Below are 20,564 nucleotides of genomic sequence, written 5' to 3' on the forward strand. Positions count from 1 at the left end.
AACTTAAAAAAAGAATGCATGAAAAACAGAAGAAAAAACAATCTGTTTGGTTGCCTGCATGAATTCAGGCAATTTTTCTTCATTACATTGCTATCGGTACTTTCCGTGAATCTCTATGCGCAGCAGAAGGGTGTTCAAGGCGTTGTAGTAGATGGTAATGGAGAAACTATCATTGGAGCTAATGTCTTGTCGGAAGACGGCAAGGTTGGAGTGATTACTGATCTTGATGGAAATTTCAAATTGGATGTCCCGGTGGGTACTAACATTAAGATTTCATACATTGGTTATAAGACCAAGGTATTGAAAGCGACTGCCGGGAATATGAAAATTACTTTATCGGAAGATTCCGAAATGCTTGCCGAAGTGGAAGTAGTAGCCTATGGCGTACAAAAGAAAGTGACGGTGACCGGTGCGCTTTCGAGTGTGAAATCGGATGATTTGGTTCGTACGCCGGTATCTTCCGTAAATAATGTGTTGGCAGGTCAGCTTTCCGGTGTAACTACCGTACAGTATTCGGGTGAGCCAGGTTCGGATGCTGCCACGATTTTCGTACGTGGTCAGGGTACTTGGGCAGATTCCGCCCCGTTGATTCAGGTGGATGGTGTGGAACGTTCCATGTCGGACATTGACCCTGAAGACATCGAAAGCATCACTGTGCTGAAAGATGCCTCGGCTACGGCCGTATTCGGTGTGCGTGGTGCCAACGGTGTAGTATTGATTACCACCAAGCGCGGTAAAGAAGGACAGGCCAAAATTGACATCAACACCTCTTTCTCTGCGTTGACTCCGACTAGCCTCTTAGAGCAGGCAAACAGTTATGAATACGGGTCTTTCTTCAACCAGATGCAGCGAAATGACTTTGACTTCTCTACCGGTGAGACATTCACTCCGATGTTCTCGGATGGAGTGCTTCAGAAATTCCAGGACGGTAGCGACCCCATCCGTTTTCCGAGTATGCGTTGGGTCGATTACATCATGAAAGATGTTACCATGCAATCCAAGCATAACGTCAACATCAGTGGTGGTACCAAGACCATGCGCTACTTTGTTTCTGCTGGTCTCATGACACAAGGTGGTCTGTTTACCGAATTTGATGATTTTCATTATGACTACCGCTATCAGCGTTTCAACTATCGTACCAACCTCGACTTGGATGTGAGCAAAACTACTACTTTGTCGTTCAACTTGGCCGGTTCGGTAGACAATGCACAGAAGCCTCGTACCAGTCAGGGTGCTTCCGGCATGATTATGAGTATGCTGCAGGCCACTCCTTTCAGCAGTCCGGGTATCGTTGACGGAAAGAATATCGCCACTACCACCGATTATAGCGATGGACTGACCTTGCCTTTTACAGGAGGCGGTGCCATGAATTATTACAGCAGTGGAGGTACCGGCGGTTATTACCATTACAATAACAACAAGTTGCAGTTAGATCTTGCATTGGATCAGAAGTTGGACTTCATCACCAAAGGCCTTGCATTTAAGCTCAAAGGTTCGTATAACAATATGTTCAACGTGACCAAAGGAGGTACTGTGGGGCGTGCTACCTATTTCCCTGTTATTCAAGAGGATGGCGGTATCCTTTATCGTAAAGATGGTGAAAATACTCCCGTCAGTTACAATGAAGAAACCGGAAAGGCGCGCGACTGGTATTTCGAGGCACAGTTAAATTACAATCGCACTTTCGGCGATCATTCTGTAGGCGCATTGGTGCTCTATAACCAGAGCAAGAATTACTATCCCAGCAGTTATTCGGACATTCCGCGCGGATATGTAGGTTTGGTAGGCCGTGTCACTTACGACTACAAGAATCGTTATATAACCGAATTTAATGTAGGTTACAACGGTTCCGAAAACTTCCACCCCGACCGCCGTTTCGGTGTATTTCCGGCAGGTTCTATCGGTTGGGTGGTCAGCGAGGAAAACTTTTTCAAGCCCTTGAAAAAAGCCATCCCTTTCTTGAAGCTCCGTGCTTCATGGGGTTTGGTAGGTAACGACAAGGTGGGTGGTTCTCGCTTCATGTATTTGGCCGATCCCTTTCTGTATAGTGATAAGATGGGTACCCGTGGCGGTTATGCCTACAACTTCGGTGTAGAAAACTCGGTAATGATCCCTGCTTATTATGAAGATGTGAATAACAAGAACAACCCGGAGGTAACTTGGGAAAAGGCATTCAAACAAAACTACGGTATCGATGTCAACTTATGGAACGACCGTCTGCGTGCCACTTTCGATTACTATAAGGAACACCGTACGGACATCCTGCTGAAAGACTACACTGCACCCGCTATCGTAGGCTTCCAGCCGCCTTACGCCAATTTGGGTGTGGTAGACAGTTGGGGATGGGAAGTCTCCTTGAACTGGAATCACAAGGTGAACGACAGCTTCCGCTATTGGGCTACGCTGAACATCTCTCACAACCAGAATGAGATTATCGAGAAAAAGGAATCTCCCTATACCAATGCTTACCAGTATGAGAAGGGACACCGGATCGGTGCGCGCTATATGTACAAATTCTTCCGTTTCTATGACGACGAAACGCCCCGTTTGTACGAAGAAAAATTCGGCCAGCCTTTCCCGAAACAGCTCGTTGACTTGAAAGACGGTGATGCCGTGTTTGTGGACTTGGACGGTAACGGTATAATCGATGAAGACGATAAAACCCGTGACTTGGGCTATACCGACGACCCGCAATACATTGCCGGTCTGAATGCCGGTTTTGCATGGAAAGATTTCGAATTTAACATGCAGTGGACGGGTTCTTGGGACGTATCGCGTGTCATCAGCGACGTGTTCCGCTATCCGTTCCTGGACCGTACGACGAAAGACCGTGGCGGCTTGTTGAAGTATCATGTTGAGAATACATGGAATCCCGACAGACCGGGGCAGGATTATGAATATCCGCGCGCCACTTGGGCCAACGGATCTACCAATAACTATCAGGATTGTGCTCTTTATGAAAAAGATGCGAAATATCTGCGTTTGAAGACGATTATGCTTGCTTATAACATGAAACTTCCTTTCTTCAGGAAGATTGGATTGGATCGTGCCCAAGTGGCATTGAGCGGTTACAATCTGCTGACCTTTACTCCTTATATTTGGGGTGACCCCGAAACACGTGCCAGCAGTTCGCCCTCATACCCGCTTCAACGTACTTATACCATTAGTCTGAAACTTAATTTTTAAGCAAAAATGAAACTGAATATCAAACATATCATAGGTGTAGCAGCTGTGGCTACTCTCGGAATGGTTTCTTGTACGGATGAAATAAAGTTCGGAAACTCATTTCTGGAAAAGTCTCCGGGCGGTACGGTGACTGCCGATGAGGTATTTTCTAATCCGGAATATACCCGTAATTTCTTGGCAAGTGTTTACGCTACACAGTATTACAATCTGCCCACTAATTCCACGAACGCTGCTCCGCAGTGCCAGAACTATTGGAAAGGAATGCCCGATGCGTTGGGGGATGACTTTCATATTTTCTTTAACAATACCACTGTATTTTCCAAATACTATGGCGGTTCGCTGACTTCGGCTATTGACGGAAACAAGAACGGTAATATTTATCCTTATACGAATGAATTTATTTGGGAGAATGTACGTCACTGCTGGATGCTGATTGAACGCATTAATGAAGTGCCCGACATGAGTGATGCCGAGAAAGCCCGTATAGTCGACGAAGCACGATGCCTGATGGCTTATACTTACTTTATCGCTTTTCGTTGGTATGGCGGTCTGCCTATTATCCGCCAGTCGTTCACCGGTGCCGAAAGTAGTTACGACCTGCCCCGTCGCAGTGTGGAATCGACCGTGAATTTCATGTTGGAACTGCTGGATACAGCAATCGCCAACAAAGCATTGCCGTGGGCTTACACCGGTGCGGAAGCACAGTCGGAAACCGGTCACTGGACTTTGGCAGGTGCTATGGCACTGAAATGTAAGGTTCTGGCTTTCGCCGCGTCTCCTTTGTTCAATGATTCGCAACCTTATTATCAAGGCAAATATACGCTGGAAGCTGATACCTGCGCTTGGTATGGTGGCAGCAAGCCCGAACTGTGGACGAAACTGAAGACTGCATGCGATGATTTCTTTACACGAATGAGAAGCCAGGGGCATTATCAGTTGATAAAACCGGCCGGTAATACGCAGGAGGATTATCGTTATGCCTACCGTATCGGCTACATTCTGGAAAACAGTACTGAAATTCTGCATAGTGTCCGCCGTAGTAAAAATGCCAGTGGTAATGATTATGGTTGGTTCAATTTGGGCTTTGGTAGTGAAGTAGATGGTAGCAAAACCAATGATCGTTACGCCTATTGTCCTACGCAAGAATACATCGAGATGTTTCCCTGGGCAGACGGTAGTCCGTTCGATTGGGAAAAAGCGGAGAAAGAAGGTAGATTGGACAATATGTTCATTCAAGGCGATACCGTGAAAGGCAAACAACAATTGCAGAATATCCGCTATACTCGCGACCCTCGTCTGTATGAAACCGCAGTGGTAAATGGTGCACGCCAAGCCGTGAACTGGGGTGACGGACGTGCCAGCGGTAATAACTGGGAAACTTGGGTAGGTGGTACTAATGCCAAACAAAATCCGAAAACCAATTCAGGTATATATGCCACCGGTTACCGTATGCTGAAATATCTGGTAGGTAGTGTCATGAACAGGAAGTTTCCGCAGTGGAATGCCATCATGTTGAGCGACATCTACTTGACATATGCAGAGGCCATCGTTCAGACCGGAGGTAGTTTCACGGAAGCCATCGATTACGTGGATGCCGTACGTGCTCGCGTGGGTTTGAAAGGACTGGTGGAATGTAATCCCGACAAGGACCTGACATCTAACAAAGAAAATCTGCTGGCAGAAATCATGCGTGAACGTGCTTGTGATTTGGCTTTCCAAAACGAACGCTACTTCGACTTGATCCGTTATAAGCGTGCCGACTTGTTGGAACGTCCGCTTCACGGATTGCGCATTTATCGTTTGGTGAAGAATGGTAATGCTTGGGTACGTTCCGAAGACCAGTGGTACAATAAGTCTTTCAACAAAGGCTTGGCAGAAGACGATCCTAACTTCTACGAACCGTCACACTTCGACTTCGAACGCTTCCAAATCACTACCGGTTCCCGTACTTGGTGGTCAGGTGGTTTTGATCCGAAGTGGTACTTGCAACCGTTCCCTATTACGGAAGTGAACAAGAATTACGGTTTGGTACAGAATACCGGATGGTAACCCCTTTAATAATGAACAATCAAAAGGTATAAAGTAAAATAATACGTTATGAATAAAAAATATATAATTGTGTTATCGCTCTTTGCAGGTTTGTGCCTGCCGACGACGGCACAGGAATCAAACGAAGAGCAGACCGACAAGTTTGTAGGCCAGACCATCGATGTAGGTGCCGAGCGATTGCTGACCCGTGAGGAGGCTACCGGTTCCGTGTCGGTCATTAGTTCCGAAACTACCGACCGGCGTAGTGCCAAGAATATCGGTAACTCCATTATTGGTCAGGGCAATGGCCTGATATCGTTGCAGAGCGGTGGTCGTTATGCAGATGTGAATCCTACTTTCTATATACGCGGACTGCAAACATTGAACGGCAAGAACTCGCCGTTGGTCATGATCGACGGTATCCAGCGAGATATTGTAAGTATCACTCCCGAAGAAGTGGAAAACGTCATCGTCCTGAAAGATGCGGCAGCAGTTGCCCTCTATGGATATAAGGGAATCAATGGAGCAATCAATATCGTGACTAAGCGCGGTAAGTACAACACGCGCAGTGTCAAGGTGACATACGATCATTTGTTTACTTCGCTTGCCAACAAGCCCAAATTCGTAGATGCCTATACGTATGGATTGGCCGTCAACGAAGCCCGTATCAACGATGGTCTGACAGGGCGTTACAGCAATCAAGAGCTCAATGCTTTGCGCAATGGAACCATGCCTTATCTCTATCCGAACGTGAACTGGGTGGATGAAACGTTCCGCGACAATGCGATGACCAATAAGTATAACATCGAATTCCGCGGTGGCGGCGAAAAATTCCGCTACTATACCATGCTGGATTTGATTTCCAACAAGGGATTTGTGAAAGAACCGGGTGCAAATGAAGGCTATTCCACACAAGACAAATACGTAAAAGGCAACTTACGCATGAACATGGACATCAACCTGACCAAGACAACCGATTTGCAGGTGAATTTGTTGGGCGTATTGCAGGAAACGTCAAGACCGGGTGCGCAGACCGACCTTTGGGATCTGGTTTACACAGTGCCCTCTGCCGCATTTCCCATCAGGGATGAGAACGGTGTTTGGGGAGGTAGCGACACATGGGCAGGTACAAAAAATCCTGTAGCACAGAGTGCCGGTGCCGCTTATTACAAAAATCATACCCGTTCACTTTTTGCCGACATGAAGCTGACTCAGGACCTTTCCGGCCTGACAAAAGGATTGAATGCGTTCGTACGCATCAGTTATGACAATATAGCCAATATCTATGAAGACCATAGCAAAGAGTATGTCTACAGTGTCAATGCGCCTACATGGGCGGACGGTGCTTCCGAGCCTACTGTAAAGAGTGAAATTTATGGAAAGGACAGTGAAATGGGAACAGATGCGAAAACTAATGAATTTGACCGTCTACTCCATTTCGATGTGGGATTTAACTATCAGCGGACATTCGGCGACCACAGCATCTACAGCCAGTTGAAGTGGGACTACGAGAATAACGACCCGAATGGCATTAACAACACGGTGAATCGTCAGAACATTACCTGGTGGTCGCACTATGGTTACATGAACCGTTATTTCGTTGACCTCGCTTTGGTAGAAAGTGGCAGTAGCCGTTTGGCTCCCGGTACCAAATGGGCTTTTTCGCCCACTTTGTCGGCTGCATGGGTCATCTCCAAAGAAAAGTTCATGGAAAATGTGAAATGGGTGAACTTCTTGAAACTGCGTGCATCGGCAGGTATCATCAATGTGGACAACTTACCGGGTGATGAAGTTTGGTCATACTATGCCCAGCAGTATGGCACTTCGGGAGGTGTTTATCCTTTCGACAGCGGTTGGAACTCTAGTTTCGGACGTTCCTACCTCGAACGGGTAGCTACAACCAATCCGAGCCATGAAAAGGCCTATAAATACAATGTAGGTATGGATGCGAAGCTTTTCGGATGTTTGGATGTGACTCTTGACCTTTGGAAAGAACACCGTACAAACATTTGGGTGACTTCGGAAGGCAAATACTCGGAAATTTTCGGTATGGAGCCTCCGTATGAAAATGCAGGTATTGTGGATAGTAGGGGTATAGAAGTTGGTCTTGATTATAGCAAAAAGCTCGGTCAAGTGGAATTTAATGTCGGCGGTAACTTCTCGTTGAACAAAAACAAAATCAAGGAAATGCTGGAAGAACCCCGCCAATATGCGAATCTTGTCCAGACAGGAAATCCTTACGGACAACTCTACGGATTGGAAGCTATCGGTTTCTTCAAGGATGAAGCAGACATCGCTGCAAGTCCCACACAGAATTTCTCTACGGTGAAGCCCGGTGATATAAAGTATCGCGACGTGAACGGCGACAACATCATCGATGCCAACGATGAAGTGGCTATTGGCTACAGTACCACTTGCCCGGAAATCTACTACAGCCTGCATTTGGGTGCGGAGTGGAAAGGATTCGGATTCTATGCCATGTTCCAGGGGACAGGCAATTACAGTGCCGTTCTCGACACCAAGAGCATGTATTGGCCGTTGATAAACAACACCAATATTTCGCAATATGCTTACGACAATCGTTGGACACCGCAGAATCAGAATGCTAAGTTCCCGCGTCTGAGCAGCCAAAGCAATGCCAACAACTACCAGACCTCGACTCTGTGGTTGGCCGACCGCTCATTTCTCAAGTTGCGCAATCTGGAAGTGTACTACAAGTTGCCCACTTCTTGGCTGAAAAAGACGAGAATTGTAAACGCCGCTAAATTGTATGTACGTGGCATTGACCTCCTCAGTTTCGACCATATAGATGAGAATGACCCCGAAGCATATGGAATCAATCCTATGACGAAAAGCGTTGCGTTGGGTCTGAGTGTTACGTTTTAATTTTATGAACGAATTAATACATTAGAATTATGAGCAATAAAATATGGAAATCTGTCTTTGTCGTGTGTGCAGCCGGATGCTTGGCTTCATGTTCTGATCAGATGGACTACAATGAGTACAACATCTTCGACAAGGACTATATAACACAGAACTTCGGTAATGTAGGTGGATTCATGACCGACATCTACAATACCGTGGAGTATGACTTCGGTAACTACTCATCGGGCGCCATGCAGGCATCTGCTACAGACGAAAGTGAGTACAGTCTTTTGGGTAATGGTATCGAGCACTTCTACAATGGAGCTTGGAGCCCTACCAATGCGAAAGCGTCAGTCTGGAGTAACATGTATAAAGGCATCAGTACTTGTAACCACGTGATTTACGAATTGCAGGGCTTGTCATTCGATGAACTGAAGCTGAACAACGACTATGCCGCCCAACTTCACCGTTATGAGAACTACAAGTATGAAAGCCGTTTTATGCGTGCTTACTTCTACTTCTGCTTGGTTCGCCAATATGGTGATGTACCTTTGGTGACCAAACAAATCACGGCAGAAGAAGTCAATTCGATAGAACGGACTTCGGCGGATGAAATCTTTAAGTTCATCATAGATGAATGTACGGAAATCCAATCATTGATTATCGAAGATTACAGTAATCTGGGAGAATTTTCCACAGGTACGGAAGAGACCGGTCGCGCGGACCGACTTGCTGTGCTCGCATTGAAAGCCCGTGCTGCCTTGTATTGGGCCAGCCCGTTGTTCAATCCAAGTAGTGACAAGGAACGCTATTATATGGCAGCTTTGTATACCAAAGAGTTGCTCGATGCTGCTGAAAAACGTGGCAAAGGCCTTACTGCCAACTATGCGGATTTGTGGGATGCCGGAAGTTTCAATACGCCCGGTATTATGAAGGAAATCCTCTACGGTCGCCGTTATTATAAAAATTCATCCGGTGATAACTTAGTGGAAAGCAACAATTACCCTGTGGGCATTGAAGGTGGTGTGGGTGGAAACTGTCCTACTCAGAATTTAGTCGATGCTTACGATATGATCAACGGTAAATCAATCAGTGAAGACGGTTCGGGATATGATGAGAAGAATCCTTATCAGGATCGCGATCCGCGTCTGGAGGCTACGGTAGCTGTAAACGGTGCACAATGGCCTACTTATTCCGGTGCCGCCAAGATTGAAACATTCCAGGGGGGCATCAATGGTGAGCCTTTGACTGGTGCCACACCGACAGGCTATTACCTCAAAAAACTTTGTAACGGTGCCATCTCATTGGCCAGCAACAGCAAGTTTAAGGAGTCTCGCCATACTTGGCTGACTTTCCGTCTGGGCGAATTTTATTTGAATTATGCAGAAGCTGTATTCAAGTACCTGGGTGGTGCGGATATTACCAGCATGGAGTTCCCGATGTCGGCTCGTGCTGCTGCCAGCAAGACACGCCAACGTGCCGGTATGCCGGACTTTGAACAAGGAATGGATGCCAACACATTCTGGACTAAGTTGTGTAACGAACGCTTTGTTGAACTGGCTTTCGAGGGTCATCGTTTCTGGGATGTTCGTCGTTGGAAAGAGGCTGACCAATATTTCAAGAATATTGTTGAAATGAAGCTGATTAAGGAAGCCGATGGAAGCATTACTTACGTGCGCAAGAATGTATCACGTCAATGGGATGACAAGATGTATTTGTTTCCGATTCCTCAGTCTGAAAGATCGAAAAATCCAAATCTGACACAGAATCCAGGTTGGGAATAAAGGAATATATTTTAAACAAAAGTTATGTAAGGTAGAGATTGAATTCAATCAAGAAAGAAGAGCGACTGTGAAGCCGCTCTCTTTTCGTATAAATAATAATATACTAAGTTATGAGAAAAATACTATTAATTATGCTGTCGCTTCTATCCGTTCTTCAGATGGGAGCGCAGAGGACAATTGATTTATCCGGAGACTGGAATTTTGAAATAGACAGGCAGGATATAGGAGAGAAAGAAAAGTGGTTTAACCAAACATTGCAAGATGTGATTGAACTGCCCGGTTCAATGCCCGAAAGGCTGAAGGGAGATGATGTAACGGTTCGTACCCAGTGGACCGGTAGTCTTTATGATAGTTCTTATTACTACAATCCATATATGGAGAAGTATCGCAGAGAAGGTAACGTAAAGCTGCCGTTTTTCTTAACGCCTGATAAACGTTATGTAGGAGTAGCTTGGTATCAAAAAGAAATTAATCTTCCTAAAGATTGGAAAAAAGAACGTATTGTGTTGGTTCTGGAACGTCCGCATATTGAGTCTACTGTTTGGGTAAATGGGCATAAGGTGGGGATGCAGAATAGTTTATGTGTAGCACACATATATGATGTCACCCGATATGTACGTCCCGGAAAATGTAATATAACCATCAGAATAGATAATCGCATTAAAGAAATTAATGTAGGACCGGATTCACATAGTATTACTGACCAGACTCAGGGAAACTGGAATGGAATTGTGGGGCGGATATGTTTGCAGGCTACACCACATGTCTATTTTGATGATATTCAGGTATTCCCGGAACCGGAACAGAAACTCGCAAGAGTGAAATTGCGTATTAAATCTTCTAACAAAAGCTCAACCACAGCGCAGGTGAGATTGTCAGCTGAGAGTTTTAATGCAGACAAGAAGCACATACTTCCGGTTTTAATGCAAGAAGTGAAAGTGAAACATGGCATAGCAGAACAAGAGATTGTTTTATCTATGGGGGATAATATGTTACTTTGGGATGAATTCCATCCGGCATTGTATAAATTGAAAGCTGAAATTATTACTGGTGAGGATAAAGAAGTAAGAGAGGTGCAGTTTGGTATGCGTCGTTTCGAAATTAAAGGCAAATGGTTTTATGTGAATAGTCGTAAGACTATGTTGCGTGGAACCGTGGAAAACTGTGATTTTCCGTTAACCGGTTATGCTCCCATGGATGTGGATAGTTGGGAGCGGGTATTTCGTATCTGTCGTAGTTATGGATTAAACCATATGCGTTTCCATTCTTTTTGTCCTCCGGAAGCTGCTTTTGTAGCTGCGGATCTTGTCGGATTTTATCTGCAACCCGAAGGACCAAGTTGGCCAAATCATGGTCCTAAATTAGGATTGGGACAACCCATTGATAAATATTTGATGGATGAGACTATTGCATTGACCAAAGCCTATGGTAATTACGCTTCTTACTGTATGCTGGCATGTGGCAATGAACCAAGTGGACGTTGGGTAGAATGGGTCAGCCGATTCGTAGAATATTGGGAAAATACTGATCCTCGCAGGGTATATACCGGCGCTTCGGTTGGTGGCGGATGGCAGTGGCAACCCCGTAGCCAATATCATGTAAAGGCAGGGGCGCGTGGTCTTACGTGGAGGCAGAGCCGTCCACAGACTATTGACGATTATCGTCTTCAGAGCCGTATTGATACCGTTAGTCAGCCTTATGTATCACATGAAACGGGGCAATGGTGTGTATTTCCTAATTTTAATGAGATACGGAAATATACCGGAGTGAATAAAGCTAGGAATTTCGAAATTTTCCGGGATATTCTGAATGATAATCAGATGGGGGAACAAGCACAGTTGTTTATGATGGCGTCAGGGAAGCTGCAAGCTCTTTGTTATAAATATGAGATAGAAAAAACACTTCGTACTCCGGATTATGCAGGCTTTCAGCTCCTTGCATTGAATGATTATTCGGGTCAGGGCACGGCACTTGTCGGTGTACTTGATGTGTTCTTTGAAGAGAAAGGATATATCAATGCCCAGGAATGGAGGCGATTCTGCTCGGCTACTGTACCTCTGATGCGTACCGAAAAGTTTGTTTATAGTAATGATGAAACTTTTTCTGCCGATATTGAGGTTGCTCATTTTGGTGAGAAGGCTTTGACACAGGTTCCTGTAACTTATACGATAAAAGATGAATATGGGAAAGTGTATGTCCGGAACACTTTGGGAAACAAGGATATTCCAATAGGGAACCTTAATGGTTTGGGACGTATTGAATTTCCTTTGGAAAACATTGAAAAACCTATCAAGCTGAACCTGGAAGTTCGCATTGAAGGTACGGAGGCTGTAAATGACTGGAATTTTTGGGTATATCCCAAAGTTGTAGAACTGGCACAAGGAGATGTTTATTCAACAGATACATTGGATTCAAGAGCATTGGATGTTCTGAAAAAAGGTGGAAAGGTTTTAATTCTTGCTGCCGGGAAAGTGAGTTATGGAAAAGAAGTATCTCAGATGTTTACTCCTGTATTCTGGAATACTTCCTGGTTCAAAATGCGTCCTCCGCATACTACAGGTATTCTGGTGAATTCCAAACATCCGCTATTTCGTCAATTTCCGACAGAATACCATAGCAATTTGCAGTGGTGGGAGTTGTTGAACCGTGCTAATGTGATGCAATTTACTGATTTTCCTGCTGATTTCCAACCTACCATACAAAGCATAGATACTTGGTTTGTCAGTCGGAAAATAGGTATGTTATTCGAAGCAAATGTGCTGAACGGAAAATTGATGATGACAACTATGGATCTGGCTACGGATACTGATAGGCGTATTGTGGCAAGGCAGATGCATAAAGCTGTTTTAGATTATATGAACTCTGATTATTTTCGTCCGCAATTCACGATAGAACCGGAACGGGTCAGCGATTTATTTACTAAAGTAGCTGGTAGTGTGAAGTCGTATACGAAAGATTCTCCGGATGAATTAAAGCCAAAGATCAAGTAGGGTATATAATTTCCTATCGAAAGTTTATAATTTTCCCAGCGATAGCCAATGCGTTCCCTTATAAGGAACATTTCGTCCCCTTATGGAATACTTTTCGTCCCTCCATAAGGGGACGAAAAGTATTCCATAAGGGGACGAATTAGTTGTCGCTATCATTCCTGTTCATTATAGTCAGTTGAGAAACTGCCTGTGGGAAGATATAGCTCTGATTATTGAAGTAGATTTTCCAGAAACTCTATTTCGACAATTCTCAGTTCATATTTGGCCCTTTTGCTTTCATCTGATTTGTAAAGATCCAGTTCATTGGCTACCGGAGCTGCTACTTCGACAATTTGTCCGAAAGCATCTTCTTCACTGCTGCTCCCTTTTAGACGGATGGTGATTTCCTGAGTTAATACAGGTTTTACATTCAGATGGATATATCCGAGACTTTTTTCTGTGTCACCACTCCAGATGAGTTCTTCGCCCGCATATATTTCTAAAGGATAACTACGCATGCGCCATCCGGTCAGTTTCATGCAAATCTCATCTACGCGGGCCGGGCGATTCAGACGATAGGTGATCCAGGCGGTGCTGGCTTTGCCGTCATTCTTCCATTCACTCAGTTCATTGTCATCGTAACTGTTAGTTGCAGTTTCATTATTGGTGCCGGCCTTTACGGACTCAATGAAAACAGCTACTTTCTTGTCTGTATAAGACGGAGTCTGAGGAGTTTCTCCACGAGTAAGCCGCCCTTGCAACTCATTGGAAGGAATGTATTGGCTTAGTCCGTTCTTTACTTCTATAGGTAGAGATGTGAAATTTATTTCGGCTGATTGTAATCCGGCGGCACTTGCTTTGAGATGTACCTTGCCCGCTTCTGTAAGCGAACGTATCAAAACACGGTTCACGCCACATTCTACGGGAAGTTTCTGAGACAGAATATAGTTGTTTTCTCCTTGGGCTATACCTCCACGCCATTCTGCCGGACCTTCCATTTCAAAGGAAATCAAATCGTTGGCCAATGGGCAGCGTCTTCCGTCTTTATCTACTACTTCTACTTGTACCATAACCACGTCTGCACCATCCGCTTTCCAGCCTGCCGGGTTTTGCATCAGATTTAACAGAATGCGTTCCGGCTTTCCTGCTGTCTGTAATTCTGTACGGCAACATTCTTTTCCGTTTTGATCATAACCTACAGCTTCCAGTTTTCCTGCTTCAAACTTGACATCATTATATGTATGCAGAAAGTGATATTCCTGTATACTTTCTCCTAATGATTTTCCGTTTAGGAAGAGAGCTACACTGTCAGCGCTCGATACCACGTGTACAGGTTTGATTATACTTTCTTCATAGTTCCAATGACCGATGATATGAATACGCGGGTTCTCCGTATCAACCCATCCATCCCACATGGTTTGCAAAGCATAGAAAAGATCTTTGGGAATTCGCATGGCATCGGTGGCTCCGCTTCTCCGATAGTTTTCGACTCCGCGGAAGTGAGTATTACTGTCCGAGAAAATAATCTTAACGCCTCCCGAACTAACGCGGAATCCGGTTCCCGGACGTTCACGCCAGTAGTCATACCAGCGTCTGATGTTCTCAATGGCAAATGAATCCTGATTCTGATTGTAAGCTCTTGCATCCACTTGTTTCTGTACTTTATTAGTTACTGTGGATTTATAAGCTTTGGAGCCTTCTCCATGCTTATGATATGGATAGCTGTAATTGTCCCAATATTTGCGGAGCGCTTCATCCCTGCAATATTCTGTTGCCCACATCGGGTGATGGGCGCTTTTATTGATATAAAGCATTTCGCCTCCATATTCCGCTTCCCGAATATCCAGCATCTCACGTGAGCCGATGGCGCGTCCTCCATAAGGGTCATATTTATCACGTATGGCTTTCATTTCCAGCATGTGTTCTCTGCTGATAGATTCGTTGCCTGATTCGTAGAATAAGATACTCGGGTTATTACGGTTGTAAATGATAGCATCCCGCATTAGTTCTGTACGCTGTTCCCATTGGCGTCCTTGTCTGTCTTTTTCAGAGTCACCGGCAGGCATGGCTTGAATAAGACCTACACGGTCACAGGATTCTATATCTTGTTTCCAGGGAGTGACGTGCATCCAACGCACCAGATTGGCGTTGCACTCTACCATCAGTCCGTTGCTATAATCGCTTAGCCAGGCAGGGACTGATAAACCTAAAGCAGGCCATTCATTGCTTGTGCGCTGTGCAAATCCCTTCATTTGGAGTACGCGGTCATTCAACCAAATTTTACCATTCCCAAAGCGCGTTTTGCGGAAACCGGTGCGGGTGGCTACTTCATCTGTTTTCTTTCCATCAATCCATAGACTGGTTTTTACAGTATACAGATAACCATATCCCCAACTCCAAAAATGCAGATTATCTACTTCTGCGGAAGCTTTTACTACTGCTGTTTCGCCCGGTTGCAAAGTTATGCTTTCGCCAGACATCGTTTTTACAATTTTACCTTCACGGTCTTGAATCTCAACCTGATATGCAACTTGTTGTTTTTTTCGGTATTCATTCTTGATTTCCGATTCTGCATGTATGACGGCTTTACGTGACTTTACCCGGATGTTTTCGGCGTATATATAGACACCTGTTGTTTTCAGGTTACTGTAAAGGGGCAGGGTCTGATATAATTTATCTGTCAGATGTAGCCATACATTTTTAGGAAGGCCGCCATAATTGGCGTTGAAATTACGGTCATTCCATTGAAATCTGGTGTTAGTACCTCGTTCTTTATATTGCCAGTTGTTGTCTATACGCAGGGCGATGACATTTTCTTTATTATAAGATATGTAAGGGGTAAGGTCGAAACCTACTGCCATGACTCCATTTTCATGCAGGCCGATATGTTTGCCATTGATATAGAAGTCAGCGGCTTGCCGTACTCCTTCGAATTCTATAAATATTTTTTTCCCTTCGCTACCGGCAGGTAACCGGAAATGTTTGCGATACCATACGATAGTATCTGTCAGTTCGTCAATACTATAACGGAATGCTTCATCTTCATTGAAAGCATGGGGTAAAGTGACTTTTTTCCAACTGTTATCAGTATACTTCTGTTGTTCGGCTCCGTTTGCATCACCAACAGAAAGCAGCCAGTCCGAATTAAAATTGTATTTATGCCTCACGTCGTTATTTGAGGCTACTGCATAATGACTAATACATAGAATAGTCCAAAATAATAATAAAACTTTCTTTTTCATGGAATTTAATTTATCAGTATTAAAGCCGCAAAAATAAGCCAGAATACATTTTGTTCCGATGGAAAAGAATACGGATGTATGTAATATTGTTGTTTATTTCGTTTCCTCCAGAGTTTTCTCTCCTCCTTTTTGATATACAGAAGGAGATATTCCGAAATGTGACTTAAAGCATTTGCTGAAATAGAATGGGTCATTAATACCTACTTTGTAGGAGACTTCTGCTACAGTGAGGTGTTCTTCCGACAGTAATAGTTCTGCCGCTTTCTTCATGCGGATGATACGTAAATATTCATTCGGTGAATATCCAGTTACTCCTCGTAGTTTCTTATAAAATACGGTTCGTCCCAGTTTCATCAGTTGGGCAAATTCTTCTATGCTGAAATCAGAACGGGAGATATTGGCTTTCAGTATAACATCCAGACGGTCGGTGAATTCTTTATCCTGGTCGGTAGAATACATGGCTGCATGAACAATACCCGGTTCATTGGAGAACTTTTCACGAAGCTTTTCACGTTGCTCTATCAGACGGAATACCCGTGCCAGTAAGAACTTGATACTGAATGGCTTTGATATATAGGCATCTGCTCCGGAGTCAATTCCTTCCAATTGTTTTTCAGGAGAACTGAGTGCCGTTAATAGAATAATGGGAATATGGCTTGTTGCAAAGTCTGATTTAAGCCTTCTGGTAACTTCAAATCCAGTCATACCTGGCATCATAACATCGCAGATGATTAAGTCAGCATCATAAGTGCGGGCCTTTTCGAATCCCTTTGTCCCATCCTCAGCTACTTCTACTTCAAAATAGGCTCCAACTTCCTCTTTCAATAGTTCCCGGATTTCATTATCATCTTCGATAATCAGTACTTTCCGCTTGTTTAAAGGAGTTATTGTTTGGGGAGAAGCTGATGCCTCCTCAGAAAGTTCTGGCAAACTGTGTGTCTGTCCCTCTTCCTCTTTCAGTAGTACATTACCTGGTATGAGAAAATCTTTTTCGATATATACGGTCTTATCTGTAGGAATGCAGACTGTGAAGATAGAGCCTCCATTTTCATTATCCTTATATTCGATTGTACCTTTGTGCACTTGCACTAATTCATGGGTCAGATGTAAGCCGACTCCTATACTATCACCCGAGAAACTGCTTTGCATAAATCGTTTGAACAGCTCATGCTGTTTTTCTTTAGGGATACCGACTCCTGTATCGGATACTTGAATTTGTAGGATTTTCTTTGTTTCATCCACATTTACGGTAAAGATGACCGTTCCGTTTGCAGGAGTATATTTGAAAGCATTTGATAACAGATTATAGGTCACTTTGTCTAGGTTTCCTTTGTCAATAAACATTTTGTAAGATAATACAGAAGGCTCAAAGCGGAAATTCATATTTTTTTGTTCTGATATATCCTTGAAACTCAGAAATATTTCATAGAGGAAAGCGATCACATCCGTTTCCTCTAAAGAAAGTGCCAGTTTGTTATTCTGCATTTTTCTGAATTCCAACAACTGATTGATAAGCCTCAACATACGTTGGGTATTCTTATTCATGGTTTGTAATGGAGATGCTAATTCACGCGGAACATTGCTGACGCGCTGTATTTTCTCCAATGCTCCTTGAATCAAGGTAAGAGGAGTACGGAATTCGTGAGAGATGTTTGTGAAGAAGACTAACTTATATTCTGTCAGTTGTTTTTCTACATTGATACGGTTATGCAGACTATTAAAATTGTTGGCAATGCGATATGCAAAATATAGAACTATTATTAACAGTATGGTGTATCCCAGCATGGCCCAACTGCTTTTCCAGAATGGGGGGACAATGACGATTTTTAAAGTAGTTTCATCTTCATTCCATATCCCTGCACCATTGCAGGATTTTACGTGCAATGTATAGGTACCCGGATTGAGATATTTATAAGCGGCAAAACTTAAAGGAGAAGGGTCACTCCATCCTTTATCATAATTTTCTAACCAATATCGATATTTTGTCTGACTGTTATCAGAGTAATCGAAAGTTGAAAAATCGAGAATGAAAGAGTTCTGAAAATATTTTAATGTGATTTTATCCGAGTATGCCAAAGATTGTGTCTTTAAAGGCGAGTCGGCTATTTCAGGACTCATTTGAATACCATTGATGTATAAGTTGGTAAAAACGACAGGAGAAAAAACTTCATTGCTTGGTATTTTCATGGGATCTATCACTGTTAATCCATAGTTTGTACCGAAAAGAAGTTTTCCATCTGCACCTATACAGGCGCTGTTGTCATTATAGACATTCCCTAATGTATAAGAAGAAAAGAAATAATTCTCAAAGGAATCATTTTCCGGGTTAAATTTGGAAATACCATATTCTGTAGCAATCCATAATCGTCCGAGAGCATCTTCCAACATGGCTAATACGACATTGTTAACTAAACCATCTGAAGTACCGTAGTGTTTATACTCCAGCGAGTTGTAGTTATCCGTTGGTTTGCAAAGGTTCAATCCTGCTCCTGAAGTTCCTACCCACATCCTGCCTTTGCTGTCACGAAATAAGCATCTGATTTCATTAGAACAGAATTTCCCATTGACATTATTGAATAAATGATAATTGTCTATATTGGCAATTAATGAATCCGGATGAAAAATACAAATTCCCTCACTGGTTCCTGTCCAAATCATTCCGTTTTCATCTTCTATCATATTTCTCACCATTCTTAAACCATGCTTTTGCTGAAGAAAATGGCGGAATTTATACTTCCCATCCGGGGTTGGTTCAGCTAAGGCCAGTCCTCCTCCGAATGTTCCTACCCACATACGGTCTTTACTATCGCAATAGATAGAGAATATGTGATTGTGAGCCAATGTCGAAGGATCGGATGCAACATTTTTATACCATGTATTTCCTATCTTTAATCCTTGTCCGCGAGTTCCCATCCATAGTTGTCCCAGACTGTCTTTTGCAATCACATATACATTGGATTGGAAGTACTGACTGCTGGTTTTAGGATTCAGATGAATATCATAATTATACAATCCTCCTTTGCGGGTTCCTATCCATATATCTCCATTCTCCATTCGGGTTAACATCCGAATGGTGTTTGAACGGTCGAAGAGTTCGCTGGATTCCGGATAGAAGCGAGTGATGCCTTCATTGGATATTGAAATACGAGATAATCCGGAATGTTCGGAACTAACCCAGATAGCTCCGGCTTTGTCTTCCATTACATATTGTAGAAAATCAGAACTAATCGGAGAGTCCTTTACATCGGAAACAAAATGCTCCAATTCATTTTCAGATGGTTTGTAAGCAAACAACCCATTACCGTAAGTTGAAATCCAGATTATCCCGCGGGAGTCGTGAACGACATGGTAGCGTTCAAAGTCAATATAGCTTAATCGGTCTTCAGGTATTAATTGAAGTTCTCTCATTTCTCCTGTCTTTGCAAGGATATAGCGAACTTTCCCTGAATGATTGTATATCCAATAGTCCCCATGATTATCACGAAATACATTTCCATTTTTAAGATTCAATTGAGAGTTTGGGGTCACTTGATGCGTATTAAAGTCATAGTCATAGACACCTGCAGATGTCATTAGAACCCATTTGTTTTTTAGTGCGAAATTTCCGGTGAATGCTATCTTCTTTCCGTTGGGAAGGGAGGCTGACCGGATGAGTTTTCCGGAAGTAGAATTATAATGATATATATCGCCCTCCTTAGTAAGGAAATACATATCCTGTTCATATGATATTGATCGCATGAAATTATATTTCCGGTCTACTATTTTGAAATCTCCTCTGGTAGCGTAAGATAGTCCGCGTTGAGTACCGATCCATATCCGGCCAGAAGCGTCTTCCCACATGAACTGCACTCGGTTGTCCGGCAGATTGCCATGTTCTGTTTTAAATTCGACGGAGGTTATTTTCCGGTCATTTTGGATTATCATCTGACGTGCTCCATTTTCCGGATGACACAGCCACACGTCTCCATTGGAAGCTAATAATGAACTGGAATAGTTTTGTTTATATTCCCCGTTTCCGGTGAAATCTACGAAACGGGCTCTCTGCAGGTCATAGCAACTATATAATTCCGCTACTGTCCTTATCCAGAGGAAGCCATTTTTGTCTTCCATGACTTGATAAATGCGGTTGTCTGCCAGTGAAATCTGGTCATGCTTATTGGTTTCCGGCTGAAAATTCAGGAAAGAGTTACCGTCGTAACGACTTAAGCCATTTAGTGTGCCTAACCATAAGAAACCTTTGCTGTCCTGATATATATTGCGGATAGAGTTGCTGGGCAATCCGTCCGTCGTTCTCATTTTCTTAGCGCGAAGTTCTATTTCACTAAAGGCGTTTGCCGCAATAGCGGTTAATAAAACAATTATTAATAAAGTTCTGCGTCTCATATAGATTTCAAGATTATAGCTAAATGGTTAACAAAAATAATACGAAAATCATGTTGCCCGTCGGCAAAGGTAGGAAATTGGAGATGGAGCTCCATGAATTATCGTAC

7 protein-coding genes are annotated in these 20,564 nt (G+C 43.5%); 5 read left to right on the forward strand and 2 right to left on the reverse strand.

Features of this window, described 5'->3' with window-relative positions; translation table 11 throughout:
- Positions 1-18 precede the first annotated feature (18 nt).
- The 5 genes from HMPREF9447_RS14850 to HMPREF9447_RS14870 all read left to right on the forward strand — a co-directional run bounded on the left by HMPREF9447_RS14850 (position 19) and on the right by HMPREF9447_RS14870 (position 12,853).
- Positions 19-3,186: a SusC/RagA family TonB-linked outer membrane protein gene (locus HMPREF9447_RS14850; protein WP_009130559.1), complete on the forward strand. Its 3,168-nt coding sequence runs from the start codon at positions 19-21 to the stop codon at positions 3,184-3,186.
- Between the two features lie 6 nt (positions 3,187-3,192).
- Positions 3,193-5,235 (forward strand): RagB/SusD family nutrient uptake outer membrane protein, encoded by a 2,043-nt coding sequence (locus tag HMPREF9447_RS14855; protein WP_009130560.1) that lies wholly within the window; start codon positions 3,193-3,195, stop codon positions 5,233-5,235.
- Positions 5,236-5,283: 48 nt separating this feature from the next.
- Positions 5,284-8,100 (forward strand): SusC/RagA family TonB-linked outer membrane protein, encoded by a 2,817-nt coding sequence (locus tag HMPREF9447_RS14860; RefSeq protein ID WP_009130561.1) that lies wholly within the window; start codon positions 5,284-5,286, stop codon positions 8,098-8,100.
- 29 nt (positions 8,101-8,129) lie between these two features.
- The gene (locus HMPREF9447_RS14865; RefSeq protein ID WP_009130562.1) at positions 8,130-9,863 is read left to right on the forward strand and encodes a RagB/SusD family nutrient uptake outer membrane protein; all 1,734 of its coding nucleotides are present in this window, start codon (positions 8,130-8,132) and stop codon (positions 9,861-9,863) included.
- A gap of 131 nt (positions 9,864-9,994) precedes the next feature.
- Positions 9,995-12,853 (forward strand): exo-beta-1,4-galactosidase, encoded by a 2,859-nt coding sequence (locus HMPREF9447_RS14870; protein WP_009130563.1) that lies wholly within the window; start codon positions 9,995-9,997, stop codon positions 12,851-12,853.
- A 209-nt stretch (positions 12,854-13,062) separates the two neighbouring features.
- Here the strand turns inward: HMPREF9447_RS14870 and HMPREF9447_RS14875 are convergent, their stop codons facing one another.
- Both HMPREF9447_RS14875 and HMPREF9447_RS14880 read right to left on the reverse strand, forming a co-directional pair.
- A complete protein-coding gene (locus HMPREF9447_RS14875) occupies positions 13,063-16,074 on the reverse strand; it encodes a glycoside hydrolase family 2 protein (protein ID WP_009130564.1) in 3,012 nt (1,003 codons plus the stop codon).
- 93 nt (positions 16,075-16,167) lie between these two features.
- Complete coding sequence (locus HMPREF9447_RS14880) at positions 16,168-20,457, reverse strand: hybrid sensor histidine kinase/response regulator transcription factor (protein WP_009130565.1); 4,290 nt, start codon at positions 20,455-20,457, stop codon at positions 16,168-16,170.
- Positions 20,458-20,564 lie beyond the last annotated feature (107 nt).

Origin of the sequence: Bacteroides oleiciplenus YIT 12058, from assembly GCF_000315485.1 — a bacterium.
GTDB classification, from domain to species: Bacteria; Bacteroidota; Bacteroidia; order Bacteroidales; family Bacteroidaceae; genus Bacteroides; species Bacteroides oleiciplenus.

What these genes read in the sequence shown, in the direction of transcription:
- HMPREF9447_RS14850 (WP_009130559.1), top strand. Translation starts at nt 19, where the DNA reads ATGAAAAACAGAAGAAAAAACAATCTGTTTGGTTGCCTGCATGAATTC.
- HMPREF9447_RS14855 (WP_009130560.1), top strand. Translation starts at nt 3,193, where the DNA reads ATGAAACTGAATATCAAACATATCATAGGTGTAGCAGCTGTGGCTACT.
- HMPREF9447_RS14860 (WP_009130561.1), top strand. Translation starts at nt 5,284, where the DNA reads ATGAATAAAAAATATATAATTGTGTTATCGCTCTTTGCAGGTTTGTGC.
- HMPREF9447_RS14865 (WP_009130562.1), top strand. Translation starts at nt 8,130, where the DNA reads ATGAGCAATAAAATATGGAAATCTGTCTTTGTCGTGTGTGCAGCCGGA.
- HMPREF9447_RS14870 (WP_009130563.1), top strand. Translation starts at nt 9,995, where the DNA reads ATGCTGTCGCTTCTATCCGTTCTTCAGATGGGAGCGCAGAGGACAATT.
- HMPREF9447_RS14875 (WP_009130564.1), bottom strand. Translation starts at nt 16,074, where the DNA reads ATGAAAAAGAAAGTTTTATTATTATTTTGGACTATTCTATGTATTAGT.
- HMPREF9447_RS14880 (WP_009130565.1), bottom strand. Translation starts at nt 20,457, where the DNA reads ATGAGACGCAGAACTTTATTAATAATTGTTTTATTAACCGCTATTGCG.